Annotated in this window: 14 protein-coding genes; 2 read left to right on the top strand and 12 right to left on the bottom strand. The window is 67.3% G+C overall.

The window, feature by feature from the left end; translation table 11 throughout:
• Positions 1-154: 154 nt before the first annotated feature.
• From HAV18_RS32885 to HAV18_RS32855, 7 genes are all read right to left on the bottom strand, one after another.
• Positions 155-1,192 carry an iron-siderophore ABC transporter substrate-binding protein gene (locus HAV18_RS32885; RefSeq protein WP_166964291.1) on the bottom strand — a complete coding sequence of 346 codons (1,038 nt, stop codon included), beginning with the start codon at positions 1,190-1,192 and terminating at the stop codon, positions 155-157.
• Positions 1,189-1,989, bottom strand: a complete 801-nt coding sequence (gene fhuF, locus HAV18_RS32880) for a siderophore-iron reductase FhuF (protein ID WP_166964289.1) — start codon at positions 1,987-1,989, stop codon at positions 1,189-1,191. Before fhuF ends, HAV18_RS32885 begins: the two co-directional genes overlap by 4 nt.
• Entirely contained in the window at positions 1,986-4,076 is a 2,091-nt protein-coding gene (fhuB, locus tag HAV18_RS32875) for a Fe(3+)-hydroxamate ABC transporter permease FhuB (RefSeq protein ID WP_166964287.1), read from the bottom strand. The genes fhuF and fhuB overlap by 4 nt, the downstream gene beginning before the upstream one ends.
• Positions 4,073-4,921, bottom strand: a complete 849-nt coding sequence (locus HAV18_RS32870; RefSeq protein ID WP_166964285.1) for an ABC transporter ATP-binding protein — start codon at positions 4,919-4,921, stop codon at positions 4,073-4,075. The genes fhuB and HAV18_RS32870 overlap by 4 nt, the downstream gene beginning before the upstream one ends.
• Entirely contained in the window at positions 4,921-5,928 is a 1,008-nt protein-coding gene (locus tag HAV18_RS32865) for a TauD/TfdA family dioxygenase (protein WP_166964283.1), read from the bottom strand. The genes HAV18_RS32870 and HAV18_RS32865 overlap by 1 nt, the downstream gene beginning before the upstream one ends.
• Positions 5,929-5,973: 45 nt before the next feature.
• Positions 5,974-6,216 (bottom strand): MbtH family NRPS accessory protein, encoded by a 243-nt coding sequence (locus HAV18_RS32860; protein WP_166964281.1) that lies wholly within the window; start codon positions 6,214-6,216, stop codon positions 5,974-5,976.
• A gap of 120 nt (positions 6,217-6,336) precedes the next feature.
• On the bottom strand, positions 6,337-6,993 hold the full coding sequence (locus HAV18_RS32855; RefSeq protein ID WP_166964273.1) for an RNA polymerase factor sigma-70: 657 nt from the start codon (positions 6,991-6,993) through the stop codon (positions 6,337-6,339).
• Between the two features lie 325 nt (positions 6,994-7,318).
• Between HAV18_RS32855 and HAV18_RS32850 the strand changes: the two genes are divergently transcribed.
• Positions 7,319-7,561, top strand: coding sequence for a hypothetical protein (locus HAV18_RS32850; RefSeq protein WP_166964271.1), 243 nt, complete (start codon positions 7,319-7,321; stop codon positions 7,559-7,561).
• A 48-nt stretch (positions 7,562-7,609) separates the two neighbouring features.
• The gene (locus tag HAV18_RS32845) at positions 7,610-7,747 is read left to right on the top strand and encodes an HHHH-motif protein (protein WP_166964269.1); all 138 of its coding nucleotides are present in this window, start codon (positions 7,610-7,612) and stop codon (positions 7,745-7,747) included.
• A 65-nt stretch (positions 7,748-7,812) separates the two neighbouring features.
• Here the strand turns inward: HAV18_RS32845 and HAV18_RS32840 are convergent, their stop codons facing one another.
• The 5 genes from HAV18_RS32840 to HAV18_RS32820 all read right to left on the bottom strand — a co-directional run bounded on the left by HAV18_RS32840 (position 7,813) and on the right by HAV18_RS32820 (position 14,106).
• Positions 7,813-9,138, bottom strand: a complete 1,326-nt coding sequence (locus HAV18_RS32840; RefSeq protein WP_243771811.1) for a calcium-binding protein — start codon at positions 9,136-9,138, stop codon at positions 7,813-7,815.
• Between the two features lie 98 nt (positions 9,139-9,236).
• Positions 9,237-10,262, bottom strand: a complete 1,026-nt coding sequence (locus HAV18_RS32835) for a fimbrial protein (RefSeq protein ID WP_166964265.1) — start codon at positions 10,260-10,262, stop codon at positions 9,237-9,239.
• Positions 10,259-11,005 carry a molecular chaperone gene (locus tag HAV18_RS32830; RefSeq protein WP_166964263.1) on the bottom strand — a complete coding sequence of 249 codons (747 nt, stop codon included), beginning with the start codon at positions 11,003-11,005 and terminating at the stop codon, positions 10,259-10,261. The genes HAV18_RS32835 and HAV18_RS32830 overlap by 4 nt, the downstream gene beginning before the upstream one ends.
• Before the next feature lie 16 nt (positions 11,006-11,021).
• On the bottom strand, positions 11,022-13,475 hold the full coding sequence (locus HAV18_RS32825; RefSeq protein ID WP_166964398.1) for a fimbria/pilus outer membrane usher protein: 2,454 nt from the start codon (positions 13,473-13,475) through the stop codon (positions 11,022-11,024).
• 118 nt (positions 13,476-13,593) lie between these two features.
• Positions 13,594-14,106, bottom strand: a complete 513-nt coding sequence (locus HAV18_RS32820; protein ID WP_027787455.1) for a fimbrial protein — start codon at positions 14,104-14,106, stop codon at positions 13,594-13,596.
• Positions 14,107-14,454: the final 348 nt, after the last annotated feature.

Genomic DNA, 14,454 nt, shown 5'->3' with positions numbered 1-14,454 from the left:
GTCGGCGATTTTCGTTTCGGAAGGACATGTTTCGGGCGCGTTGCGCGATCGTGGATAGGCCCCGGCGATTCACCGCGAGCCAGGCCGACCGCAACGCCGTGCCCGTCGAAGCCGAAGCCGAAGCGGCATCATCCGCCGCTCGACCGCGGCACGCTCAACGCACGGCCGGCAGCTTCAGCATCGTGTCGGTCATCACGTCGGCCAGTTTCAGCGCCGACATCGGCCCGCCGAACCCCCAGATATTGCGTTCGATGAGCGCGATCCGGTGTTCCCTCATCGCAGGCACGAAGCGCCACACCGGCGAATCGAGTTTCGATGACAGCGGCACGTCCATGCCTGACGCGGTCACGAACAGCACGGCCAGCTCGCGCTGCCTGAGCAAATCGGCCGACGTCACGTACAGCGTGCCTTCCCGCGTCGGCTTCTGCGGCCACGGCTCGAGCCCGAGCGCCCGCGCGAGGCCCGCCGACGTGCTGTTGCCCGTGTAGGCCCAGTAGCGGTCGGGCAAGCCGAGATCCTGCAGCAGCGCGACGCGCTCGCCGTTTCTGCCCGCGGCCGCGAGCCGCGCCGCATTGCGCGCGATGCCCGCATCGAGTTGCGCATCGACCGCCTGCGCGCGTGCATCGCGCCCCGTGACCGCACCGATCGTCCGGAAGATCTGCCGCATCCAGTCGAGCTGCGTGACCGGCACGCCGCCGTCCGATACGTTCGGGCTGAACTGGAACAGGATGGTCGGCGCGATCCGGTCGAGCGCGTCGAAAATCGGCGCATGACGGAAACCGACGCCGATGATCAGGTCGGGCTTGACCGCCGCAATCGCCTCGAGGCCCGGCTCCTGGCGCGAACCGATGTCGGTCACGCTGGCGAGCCGGTCGCTTTGATAGCCGAGCCAGCCCGGATAGAACGCCGTATCGGCCATCCCGACCGGCACGAGGTCGAGCGCGATCACGCTTTCCGCGAACATGAAGTCGAGCGCGACCACGCGCTGCGGCCGCACCGGCATCGTCGCGCTCGCCTGCGACACGACGGGATTGCCGGCCAGCGACACCGCACCCGGCGCACGCACGCCCTGCGCGCGATGCGCATCGAGGGTCGCGGCAACGGCGCCGGACGATGCGGATAGCGCGCCGCAGCACGCAGCGCCGAGCGCCGCGAGGGCGCCGAGTGCGTGCCGGCGGCCGGCATCCGTCACCGGATCGCGTCCTGCTCGGCCAGCGCCGCGTCGTCCATCGTCAGTAGCAGGGGGCAGCTTCCACACAGTTGCGTTTCTCCAGGAATTTCATAGCGCAGGCAGCACACGCGGCGCGCGCGGAACGGCGTCGGCAGCAGCGCCGAGCGCGGCACGGCATCGCGTACGGGCATCCGCAACGGATTCGGTTCGCACGCAAAACACGTCGCGCCGAACAGCCAGCCCGCGTCGCGCACCGGATCGGCCACGCATGGCAGCGCACGATACGTATCGAGCAGATAGTCGAGCAGGTTGCCCGCGTTGCTCCACAGCACGCGCGGCGTGACGCGCCCCATCGCCGCGAGCAGGTCGATCACCTCACCGAGATGCGCGACGAGCCCCGCATAGCGGGGCGCAGGATCGTCGCAGGGTTCGCCGAGCGCATCGTGCGTGAAGTACAGCGCGGCGGGCATTCCGTCGTCGAGCGCGACGAACGTGCGCTCGGGCGACATGTCGAGCGGCCGGCCGAGCGTCAGCGCGGCGACGACGCCGGCCGGCGCCGCGCGGCCGAAATAGTATTTGCTCCATTGCGACATCAGCGCGCGCGCATGCTGCGACGGATCGCCGCCGTAATGGCGAACCATCGCGTCGAGCACGATGTCGCGATGCGCGGGCAACGCGCTGACCGGCACGATGATGCGGCCCGACGCATGCGCGTCGTCGGGCATGCCGAGCCAGACGACGTCGAGGTGTTCGGCGAACGGTTCCGGCGCGAACGCCGAGAAACGCGTGGCGCGCGCGCCGTCGGGCAACGACGTCATCGCCCCGCGCGCCGGGCGCGGCGCCCCTCGAGAATCAGCAGCCCGAGCAGGTACGGCGCGCCGATCAGCGCGGTCAGCACGCCGGCCGGCACTTCGCGCGGCGCGACGACCGTGCGCGCCGCGAGATCCGCCACACCGAGAATCAGCGCGCCGCACGCGGCCGCGAGCCACAGCCGCGTACGGTGCCGGCGCGCGCCGAGCATCGTCGCGACGTGCGGCGCCATCAACCCGATGAAGCCGACCGGCCCGACCGCCGCGACGGCCGCGCACGCGGCGAGCGTCGCGATCGTCAGCGCGAGCGGCCGCAGCGCGGCCACCGGCAGGCCGAGTGCGGCCGCCTGGTCGTCGCCGAGCGCGAGCATGTCGAGCGGTTTCGCGAGCCACGCGAACACGGGCACCGCGAGCACGCACCACGGCAACAGCATCGACACCTCGCCCCAGCTCCGCCCGTAAGTCCCGCCGACGAGCCACACGACGAAGCGCGCGGGCTGCACGCTTTCCTGCGTGATCAGCCATTGCGCGAGCGTGGTCCACAGCGCGCCGATCACGATGCCCGTCAGCGCCACGGCGAGCGGCGCGTAACGATGCCGGTGATTCAGCGCGAGCGTGATCGCGAGCGACAGCCCGCCGCCGATCAGCGCGGCGGCCGCGAGCGTCACGTGGCCCATCAACGGCCACGTCGACAACGCGAACAGCGTGACGAGCCCCGCACCCTGCGTGACGCCGAGCACTTCGGGACCCGCGAGCGGATTGCGCACGACGCTTTGCATCGCGACGCCGCTGACCGCCAGCAGCGCGCCCGCGAGGAGCGCGCACAGCAGCCGCGGCATGCGCAGGTCGATCAGCATCCGCGCGAGCGCATCGTGGCCGGACAGCGCGGCGGACCAGCGTGAGATCGACAGCCACTCGGGGCCGGCCGACACGCCTACAAAAACGACGAGCACGCCGATCACGACGAACAGCGCCGTGCGCAGCGGCCAGCCGAGCCGTTCGAGCCAGCCGACGAGCCGCGTCGAGCCGCCGCCCGCCGTGCGTTCGGCATCCGCGTGCAGCACGCCCGACCATGCGGCACCGCGCCGGATCATCGCAAGCATCAGCGGCGTGCCGACCAGCGCGATCGCGACGCCGGTCGACAGCGTTGCGTCGAGACCCGACGCGAGCACCGCGCTGTCGGTGAGGAGGACGAGCGCCCCGCCCGTGAGTGCCGACAACGGCACCAGCGCGCCGAGCCGCGCCGCGCGCGCGCCGCGCACCTGGCGCAGCAGGTTCGGCGCGACGAGGCCGACATACGACAGCGGGCCCGCGATACTGACGGCCACGCTCGTGAACGCGACCGCGACGATCGTCGCGGCGAGCCGCGTCGCGTCGACGCGCACGCCAGCCGCGGCCGCCGCGTCGTCGCCGAGTGTGAGCGGATTCAGCGGCCGGATCACGAACGGCAATGCGATCAGCGGCACGACGAGCCAGCGCGCGGCAAGCGCGAGGCCCGTCGCGCCCGGCTGGTACAGGCTGCCGTTGGTCCACAGCGCGGCGCCCGCGATGTTCTGCTCGAAGAAGGCGAGCACGAGCGTCGACATCGCGGCGAACAGCAGCATGCACACGCTGCCCGCGAGCACGAGGCGCAGCGGCGTTGCACGCCAGCCGCCGGCCGCGACGATCGCGCAGGCGGCAGCGGCCAGCCCGCACACGAACAGCAGCGGCACCGATGCGACGCCGGCCAGCGCCGGTACGAGCATCGCCGCGAGCAGGCCGAGCTGGGCGCCGCCCGTCACGCCGAGCAAATCAGGCGACGCGAGCGGATTGCGCGTGAGCGACTGAAACAGCGCGCCCGCGATGCCGAGGCACCCGCCCGCGACGAGCGCAGCCGCGACGCGCGGCAGGTTGAGGTCGAACAGGAACACGTGCGCAAGCGCAGCGGCATCGCTGCCAGGCACGGCGTCCCACCACACCCGCAGATCGGGGGCGACGCGCAGCACCGCGAGCGCCGCGATCAACGCGACGAGACCGATCGCGATCGTACCGGCCCGGCCCGACGCCGTGCCCTTCCCCGCCGCTGCGAGGCGCTTGCGCATCGCGAACGTGGTCATACGGCGAGATCCCGGTCGAAAACGCCGGCCGCCTGCGGCGCGCCGTCGGTCGTCGGCCCGTAGGCCGGCACGCACATCGGTGCGCCCGTCTGCGGATGCGCGAGCTTCAGCATCTCGACGCCGAACGCCGCGCGCAGCCGCGCCGGATCGAGCATCGCGTCGGGCGTGCCCTGCGCGACCAGACGGCCCGCACGCATCAGCACGATCTCGTCGCTGTACGCGGCCGCCTGGTTCAGGTCGTGCAGCACCCAGACGATCGTCAGCCCGCGCGTGCGGTTCAGCGTGCGCAGCGCATCGAGGATGTCGAGCTGGTGATGGATGTCGAGATAGGTCGTCGGCTCGTCGAGCAGCACGATCGGCGCCTGCTGCGCGAGCGCCATCGCGATCCACGCGCGCTGACGCTCGCCGCCCGACAGTGCGCCGACGTCGCGATCAGCATCGTCGGCGAGGCCGCTCGTCTCGAGCGCCTCGTCGATCGCCGCATGGTCGGCGCGTGACAGGCCGCGCAGGAAGCCGCCGTACGCATAACGCCCGTACGCGACGAGCTCGCGCACCGTGAGGCCCGACGGAATCTGGTTGAACTGCGCGAGCATCGTCAGCTCGCGCGCGAGCGCGCGACGGCGAAACGCTGCGAGCGGCTGCCCGTTCACTTCGACATGGCCGGCACGCGCGGGCTGCAGGCCCGCGAGCGTGCGCAGCAGCGTGCTCTTGCCGCAGCCGTTCGGTCCGCACAGCGCGGTTACGCGGCCGGCCGCGATCGACAGGTCAAGCCCGTCGATCACGACATGGTCGCGATATCCTACCGACAGCCCGCGCGCGGCAAGCGCGGCGGTACTACGCGTCATCAATCCTCCGTTCGGTCGCGCGGGACCGTGTAACTCTGCGCCATCGCGACGACCACTTTGCGCGGCCCCTCGAACGGGTCGCGCGCATGCGCGGTCAGCATGTTGTCGAGCATCAGCACGTCACCCGTGCGCCACGGGAACACGATGCGCTGCTGGTCGAGCACGCCGCGGATTTCCGCGAGTGCGTCGGCCTCGAGCGGTTCGCCGTCGCCGTAATACACGTTGCGCGGCACGTTCTTGAGCCCGACCGCGTCGACCAGCGCTTCCTGCATGTCGTCGTCGAGCGCCGACAGGTGAAACAGGTTCGCCTGGTTGAACCACACACGGTCGCCGGTGCGCGGATGGCGCGCAACGGCCTGGCAGCGTTCGCGGGTGCGCAGCAGCAGCTCGCCGTCGTCGTCGGTGCGCCATGTGCATTCGATGCCGCGCGCCGCGCACATCCGTTCGACCTCGGCCGGCTCGTCGGTGCCGAACGACTGCTGCCACGGCAGGTCGAGCCCCTGCCCGAAATTGCGCACGTACAGCAGCTCGCGCTTCTCGAAGCGCGCAACGAGCGCCGGGTCGAGCGCACGGTAGACGGCGCGGCTGTCCGCGATCGGCGTCGCGCCGCCCTTCGGTGCCGCGAGCGCGCAGTGGAACCAGATCCGCAGCGGCCATTCGCGCGTGTACGACTGCTCGTTATGCAGCGGAATCGCGCGGTGCGGCGGGTATTCGGTTGACGTGTAGACGGCGCCTTCGACCTGGCTGCGCGGCGTCGATGCGTATTCATAGCCGATCAGCGGATCGCCGAACGACGCCGCGAACTGCTGGAACGCATCGATCGACGGCACGTGAAAACCCGTGAACAGCACGCCGCCCGCCCGTTCGAGCGTGTCGGCCACGATCTCGCGCGCCAGCGGCGCGACGTCGTCGATCGACATCCCGTCGCTGCCACGCGGCGACACGACGGTGGGCAGCCCCGGCTCGATACGCAGGTCGTCGAGCGTCGGCAACGAAAGCTGGGTCATGCAACGTCCTCTTCAGGTGGCGCGCCGCACACGCGGCGCAGCGGGTCACGACGCGCGCGATGCGCGCTCGCCGTCCATTGCGCGGCGCAGGCTCGCGGGGCGCATGTCGGTCCAGACGGACTCGATGTGCGCGAGACAGTCGGCTTTCGGGCCGCTCACGCCGACCTCGCGCCAGCCGGCCGGCACGGGCCGGAACGTCGGCCAGATCGAATACTGTTCTTCGTCGTTGATGACGACCGTATAGACGAGGTCGTCGGTGTCGGCGGAAGGCGTCGTGGCTTGCGTCATGATCGGAAATCGCTGAGGCGGTTGAAGGTGGCAAAGCGGGTGGCAAATCGGATTGCAAAGCGGCGGTTTCGGCCGCTCCTGTCTGATAGACGATTGGCCGGCGCGGTTTTTTACCCGCGCTTACCGGCGCCGCGCGCGGCCGCCCAGGAACACCGGGCACGCGACGCCTCGATGGCATGCATCGAGGCATTCCGCGCAGTGGCGCTCCGCATCGCGCACCATGAAATGCACGAGCGTCTGCGACACGTTCAGCGCGCGCGCCGCGGTCTGCAGCGTCTCCTCGCGCAGCCGCACCATCTCGAATGCCGCGCGGCTGCGCGCCGGCAGGTCGTCGAGCGCGGCCCATACGCGCCGCAGCGTATCGCGCGTCAGCAGCGCGGCTTCCGGTGTCGGCTCGGGCGACGGTACGTCGATGCCGTCGTCCTCTTCCGTGTGATAGACGTTCTCGAGATTTTGCCGGCGGCACGCGTCGATCGACGCATTGCGCACCATCCGCGTCACGTATGCGACCGGCTGGCGCACCGCATCCTGGTTCGGGAATTCGACGAGCTTCACGAACACGTCGTGTACGACGTCCTCGGCACGGCTCGCGCAGCCGACGAAGCCGCGCGCCACATTGACGAGCATCGCGCGATGCGAGATCAGCACGTCGAGCAACGCGCCCTGCGCACGGGGCTCCGCGGCGCGGCGCGCACGCGGCGGCCGGTCCGGATGACTGCCGAAGAACGGGTTCGCCGCTGTCGCCGCCGGTCGGTCGAGCACTTCCGCCATCGCCATCGATCTGCTCCGTCTAATTCCGAGATAGCGCAATTTAACGTAAACGCAAATCATTCTCAATCCGATTACGCGATGACCCTTTCGGCTGTCAGGATTTGTCTGAATAATTGGTGAAATCGTTGCCAGGGCGGATGGGACGCGAGCCGGTGGGCCCGGTACGGGGTTATCGGTCACTCCGGACGGCGTGACCGGCTTGCGACACGCCGACACGATCTTTCACGCGCCTGACGAAACGCCTGCACCTGTCATTTGCGGTAGCAACTTCTTACCACGTGAAATTTTGGGGGCTCGTACGATCGGGGTGCTGTTTCCACGGGAGAAAACCATGAAATCCATCGTGTTATCCGCTGTCATGGTTGGCGCGCTGTCGAGCGTGATGCTGACCGGGTGCGTTGCCTATCCTGCCGGCCCGGCTCAAGTCACGATCGGCTGGCATGGCGATCGTTACTGGGACGGCAATCGCTACTGGGAGCGCCGCGACTGGGAAGCGCAGCATCCGCGCGGAAATGACGACCGCCGCGACGACCATCGGGACGACCGACGCGACGATCAGCGGCCGCAGTGGTAAGGCCCGCCCTCTTCCCGTGATTCACTGTTCAACGACAAGGACTTCAACATGAAAACGCTACTGAAATCGCTCGCCGTCGCGGCGCTTGCCGCTGCCGTGCTCGTGCCGGCCATCGCCGAAGCGCATCCGCACCGCGTGTGTCACTTCGACCATCACCATCACAAGATGTGCCGCTGGGTGCGGTAAACGAAACAAGGCGCCGGAGAACCGGCGCCTTGTTTCATCGCTTCACCTGCGTGCGGCCACGCTAGTTAGCGTGCGGCCGGCAACCGCGGCAGGCATCGCGCGAACTGCGCCGGGCTGACGGGCATGCGGCACACGCTTCGCTGTATCGCTGCGTCCGGCTTCGCCGCCAGCATCCGTGACACCGCCTTCTGCGGCGCCGCCCGCACCCGCAACGCGTCGGCGCCCGGGCTCGCCGGCCGCAACGCGCGCAGGGTCGCCGCATCGATGTGCACTTGCCAGAACTGCGGCCTGTAGTCGGGATCGCCGTCGCGATAGCCCTGCCCCGTGATGGTCTGCCCGTCGGGGCTCACGCCGATCACGTTGGCCAGGTTCAGCGTGCCGACCGACAGGCCGGCCCCTTCGAGCAACGCAACGAGGCTGCGCATGCCGCTTTGCGGCGTCCACACGAAGACGCGCTCGACACCGGTCTGTCCGTTGCTCGATGTGCCGATGACGACCCGCCCGTCCGTGCTGATCGATAACGCGTAGCTGCTGTCGTCGCCGTCGAGAAAACCGAGCCGCTGGATGCTGTCGCCGCCGTTCGTCCACAGCACGGCCTCCGAGTCGACCCGTTGTCCATCCGGCGTGACCACCAGGGTGCCGAGCGAACCGGCGATCGTCCGTTCGTCTTCGGTCACGCCACTGGCCAGATCCATTCTGGCCACGCCCGCGTTGATCGTCGGCAACAACCGTTCGCCGAATCGTTCGGTCCACAGGAGCGCGCGCGTGCCATACACGCCGTCGACATTGCCGGCCAACCCGGTCGCCGCATTCCCGGACGAAGTCATCGACAGGAGCTGCACGATATAGTCGCCGCCCGGCGGCAACTCGCGGAAACCCCTCGGCTGGTCCCACATGAATCGTGCATTCCGGCCGCCTTTCGCCGTGAAGCTGCCCGTCATCCTCGTGCCGGCGAGGTTCGCGACTTCGACCGATGCGCCCCGGCCCGCCGTATCCGGAACGAGTTTCTGTGTGCGACCGTCGCCGGGCCATCGCACCGCCCATCGATCGAGGTTGCTGCTTTCCGCCTGGCGCGCGCTGATCGAGCCGCCGATCACCTGCCCGTCGGCCGACACCGTCTGTGCCAGCGAGTCATAGGCGTTCGCCGGCGCGGCCAGCCGCTGCCAGCCCGTCGCGGTCGACCACGAGAATGCCATCGAGTTACCGGGCTGCGCTTCGCTCCAGTAGGAGCCGATGATCGTCTTGCCGTCCGCGCTGACGGCCTTGCCGTTGTACCGCATGTCGCGCGGCCCGCCCAGGTCGCCGATCACGGTCAGCGAATAGCCGCCGGCCGACACCGTCTGTGCGTGAGCCGCGCCTGCCATCGAAGCAACGCACAGTGTCGCTGCCATGGTGCCCTTCAGAATCATCTCCGTCTCCCCCGAAAAAGACGCTCGGCCGTCGGCCTGCCTTGCACGGCAAATTCCCGCTCAGGCCGCGCTCGCATGCGTCAGTAGATAAACAATCGAATCGTCGCCGTACCGTTGAACGGACCGATCTTCGGCGGACCGAACGCCTTCAGCACGGCATCAAGCGTCACGCTCTGGTAGTTCACACTTCCCGGCATCTGGGCGAGCACGAACTGTTCGTTAAACGCAATCGCCTTGCCGTTTCGGTCCTCGATGCCGATGCCGAAATTACTCTTCGGATCCGGCACGAGCAGCCCGTTCTGCACCGTCTGCGAAGTCTCGAAGTAGCCGTCCACGCGCACCGGCACGTTGCATTGCTTGGTCAGCGCGAGACTGAACGACTTGCGCGGCACCGCTGGCGAGAAACCGTTGCCCGTCGCCTGAACCTGGCCGAACTTCACGATGCCGGGCTCCGGCGTGACCTTCACGTCGACCATGCAGGGGGTCGGCTTGAGATTCTGGAGACCGCTCAGTTTGTAGCGGAAGCTTCCCTTGCTGTTCAGCCCGCGCTCGCCGTCGAACTGAAATACCGCATAGATATCCGAGGGTGGTCTCGTCCATGCCCCCCGCTTGCGAATGACCACCTGATACGTAATGCTGATGGGCCATTTCGGACACATTCCGGCATCGACCTGCCGGTCGTTCAGCTCGCAGATTTTCACGGAGCGGTGCGTGTCGATGCCGTCCCCCGGCTGGCTGCTGCGTCCGTAGTAGTCGGTGCCCTCGAAGCGAATGCCGACTTCGAGCCCCCACGCGGCAGGATTCTGTTTCTCCGGGTTCGCGTAGAAATAGATCTGTTCGGGGAAATTCTGCAACCCGCCGATATCCTTGTAGCAATAGCCCGTTGTCGTGCGCGGCGGCGACACCCAGATCACGTAACCATCCGGCGCGTCGGTCGGATACGACGCGACATTGCCGATCGCCTCGGTCAGCGACAGGCCGCCGCTGTTCGCAATACATTTCAGTGCCCACGCCGGCTGCGCGAACACGACGAACAGCGCGAGCACACACCACCTGAGCCAGGCCGGCATGCGCAACGCGATCCCATTTCGTCGCGCCCCGCTCATTTCTTCACGCTCTTGCAAGCACCGGCCTCACACGCATACTCGACCGCCACCTGGCCGCCGTAATCGTCGACGTGCGTGACGAACAGCGTCGACGGCATCGCGGCCTTGAACGGCACGTCGGCCGTGCTCATCGGACTGACCATCACCGGCTCCAGCGGCACGTGCGTCTTCTGCGCGCCCGATGCCACGTCGACGATCGTGATGTGATACGGCGTCGGATTGTCGAACACGAGCTTGTGTGCGGCCGCATCGACACGCAACGTCATCGGCAGCGTCCAGTCCTCGTCGCGCGCGGGCTGCACGGCCTTCGGCCGGTAGAACAGCTTCATCTGCGTATGCAGCGCGATCTGCAGCGTGTTCGGCGTATCGGTCTTCGGCGGCACTTCGCCGATGTTCAGGTAGAACACCGATTCGCGATCGGCCGGCAGCTCGGTGCCCGGCAGCTTCGCGATCCGCAGCACGTTGCGCTCGTTCGCCTCGACGCGCTGCAGCGGCGGCACGACCATCAGCGGCGACGTGATCTTGTTGCCCTTCGCGTCCTCGAGCCACGACTGCACGAGATACGGGTACGTCGTGCTCTTGTTGGTGATCGTGACGACCGCAGCCTGTTCGCCTTCGTTGAAGATCACGCGCGTACGATCGGGCACGATCGCCGCGTGCGCGGCGCCTGCGAACAGCGCGCCGGCGGTCGCGAGCACGCACCATGCGCGCCGCGGAAAGGAAAGGGAGAAGGAATTTTTCATCGCTGGATCCGTGAATTCATCGTTCGACCCGTGCGGCCGCTGCGTGCGACTCGCCGGGCGTCTGGCACGTCACCGGGATCGGCGTGCCTTCGAGTTGGAGCTGGTTCGGCAGCGTGTCGATCGTGCACAGCGTGCGTTCGCCCGCACGCACCGCCAGCATGGATTTCGGTTGAACCTGGGTCAGGAACGCCGCGCCGCCCTCGCCGACGATGCCGAGTTCCTTGCCGTTCGCCATGTCCTGCACCGACGCACCGAACGGCAGCGGCTTGCCGGCCGGGTCGGTCAGCGTCAGGTACAGGTTGCTGCCGCGCGCGGCGGAGAACTTCACGAAGCCGATCGCGCCGTCGGTCAGCACCATGCGCTGGATCGGGTTCGACACCTGCACTTCGAGCGGCAGCTTCTCGACGTTGACGGTCGCGTCGTAGACGTTGTACGGCGAGATGCCGTCGAGCACCGCATAACCGCGCGAGTCGGTATGCGAGAGCGTGCCGGACAGCGGCACATCGGGCACGCCGTCGGTCGATACCAGCAGCCGCGTGTCGCCCGCATTGCCGTTCGAGTGCGCCGAGACGCCGTATTGCGTCGCGACGAACGAGCCGTCGACTTCGAGCGACGCGGCCGCATACGCATTGGCGAGCGTCGACGCCTGCGCGGTCAGCTGATACGCCGACGAGCGCTGCCGGTAGCTCGCGTTCGCCGACGCACGTCCGTCGGTCGCGCCCGCGTTGACCTGGTAGGTGCGGCCATCCGGATCGTCGTAGATGTAGCCCGCGTTCACGCTGGTACTGCCGCTGCCCGTCGTCAGGTTCGACGTGACGGTGTGGCGGCCGCCGATCGGCAACGTCGCGGTGACCGAGACCTGGTTGCCGCTCGCACCGGCGCTCTGCGTGCGGAAGGCCGACACGCTCACGTTCAGGTTGCGCAGCGTGCCGATCGAGAACGCCCGCGTCAGCGTGAGGCCGACGCGCTGCTCGTTCGCACGTTGCCAGTAGGTCGTCTGGTCGTAGGAAAAATAGGTCGACGTGTCGCCGAAGCGCTTCGACAGCGTCGCCGAATAGCGCTGCTTGCTGTTGGCGAGGCCGTACGCGGTCGGGTCGCCCGAGAACTGCGCGAAGTTCGTGTATTCGCGCTCGGAGAAGCGATAGCCGAAGAAACGCACGTCGGCATCGAGCCCGTCGAAGTGCTTCGAATAGTTGATGCGGTACGAGTTGCCGTTGCGCGTCGCTCCGTTCCACCACAGCTTCGCCCGCGCATGCGTGACGTCGGCCGACAGCGCACCGAACGCGCCGAAATCGCGGCCCACGCCGAGCGCGATCGACGTATAGCCCGACGCGGCGATGAAACCGCCATACGCGGTGACGTCGAACGGCAGGCCGTAGGCGATTTCACCGAATCCGAAGAACGGCGTGATGCCGGCGCCGCCAAAGAGCCGCGGCTTGCCGACGGCGGCCTTGTAGCGCAATTGCCCGGCGCGCGCGAGGAACGGCACGGCGGCCGTCGTCACCTGGAAGCGCTGCACGCTGCCGTCCTCTTCCTCGACTGCAACGTCGAGCGTGCCCTGCACGCTCGTGTTGATGTTCTGCAGTGCGAAGGCGCCCGGCGACACGCGCGTCACGTACAGCACGCGGCCTGCCTGGGACACGGTCACGGTTGCGTTGGTGCGCGCGACGCCCGAGATCAGCGGCGCATAGCCGCGCAGCGAAGGCGGCAGCATGCGGTCGTCGCTGCGGATCGACGCACCCGTCAGCGCGAACGTGTCGAAAATGTCGGAGGTCAGGTAGTCGTCGCCGAACGTCACCGTCGACTGGATCGACGGCAGCGCACGAAATGCGTAAAGCCGGCTGAAGCGGAACGTGCGGTCCGCGTAGGCCGTATTGCCCACGTTCGATTGCGCCTGGTAGTCGCCGCGAAAGCGCCATGCATCCCAGTTCGCGCCAACCGTCCCGTAGGCCTGGATCGAATTCGTCTGGCTACCGCCCGTGCCGAAGTTGCGGTTCGTGTTCGCGATCACGCGATAGTCGAGCATCGCGCCCGGAATCCCTTCTGACCACCGCGACGGCGGCAGGTAGGTCGTATCGGTGAACTCGAGCGCAGCTTGCGGAATCGTGACCTTGAGCCGCCCGTCGCTTTTCAGGTAGCGCACGGTCGCCCCCTCGATCGCGCCGAGGTCGACGCAACGTCCGCCCTGGAAGCGCGGCAGGTCCTTCAGGAGCGACGGCTTCAACCCGAACTGCGCGACGAGTTCCGGACGCAGGCACGGTTTGCCTGCCCCCGACGCGTCGACGGCGATGAACTCGATCGCCTGCAGCCCGTAGAACAGGTCGTTGACCTGTACGTCGAGCATGTACTCGCCCGGAAGCGTGAAGTCCGCCTGCGAGAACTGCGACAGGTCGACATTGTTCGAGCCGTCGATGTTCAGGAACGACGAATTGAATTCCGTCGCATGGCTCTGGCTGCCGACAACCAGCACGGAGACGCAAAGGAAGGAATGTCTGATTCGCACGCGGCGCTACCGGAAGTCCAACGAGGGGGAAAAAGAGGAAAAACGAACGAGGAAGGGTGCGCGCACCCTTCCCCGGTACGGCGGCTTACTGGTAGCGGACCGTGAAGTTCGCCACGCCTTCGGCGGTACCCGGCGTCACGCCTGCTGCGGTCGCTTCGTACATTGCTGCGAAGCGCGCGACGTTCGTGCCGTTTTGCAGCACGGTCGGTGCCTTCTGCTCGGCGCCGTTGTCGAGGTATTCGCCCGATGCTGCCTGCAGGCGGATGCCGACGTTGGTCGCCGAACCGATCGTCGCGAGCAGCTTCGGCTGGCCCGCGCTCGACGTGCCCGTGAACGTGAAGTACGCGTTCTGTGCGACGCTCGTGTCGCAGTCGGTCAGCTTGATGTCGAAGTTGGTCGGCGTGGACTTGTCGCCAGCCTGCTTGAACACGTTGGTCGGCACCTTGCCGAGGTTGACGGTCTGGTTGACCGAGCCCGAATCGATGCCGCATGCGCCCGCGACGATCTCGCCCGTGAAGTTGATCGTGCCGGTGCCCGCTGCGAAGGCCGAGGTCGACAGGGCCGCGAGTGCGACAGCGGTCAGGATGGATTTTTTCATGACGTTTCCCGTAAGGACTGCAAATGGAATAGATGACGTGGCGGACACAAACGGCAGCGTGTGGTTGGCTCCCGTCCGTCACGAGGCGGCATTATCGAGATAATCGTGAAAGTTTTCTGTAAATCATTGTCAAATGCATCTGACAATGTCCGATTCAGCCCTCTAAATCCACATTCTTTCCTGTCGATTTTCAATCACGTCATTTTTATCCGCAGTCCTTTTTTATTTTCCGGAAGCAATTGAAGATTAAAGATATTTTCGACAGATAGTCGCCACCGCCCCGCTCATCCTTGCTGGCATTGACTCCCGCAAGATCCGCCCGAAAAAGGACAAAACATTGTCCAGCGC

Origin of the sequence: Burkholderia sp. D-99 (assembly GCF_011605345.1) — a bacterium.
In the GTDB taxonomy this organism is placed as follows: domain Bacteria; phylum Pseudomonadota; class Gammaproteobacteria; order Burkholderiales; family Burkholderiaceae; genus Burkholderia.
This window is presented reverse-complemented; position numbering and strand designations above follow the sequence as displayed.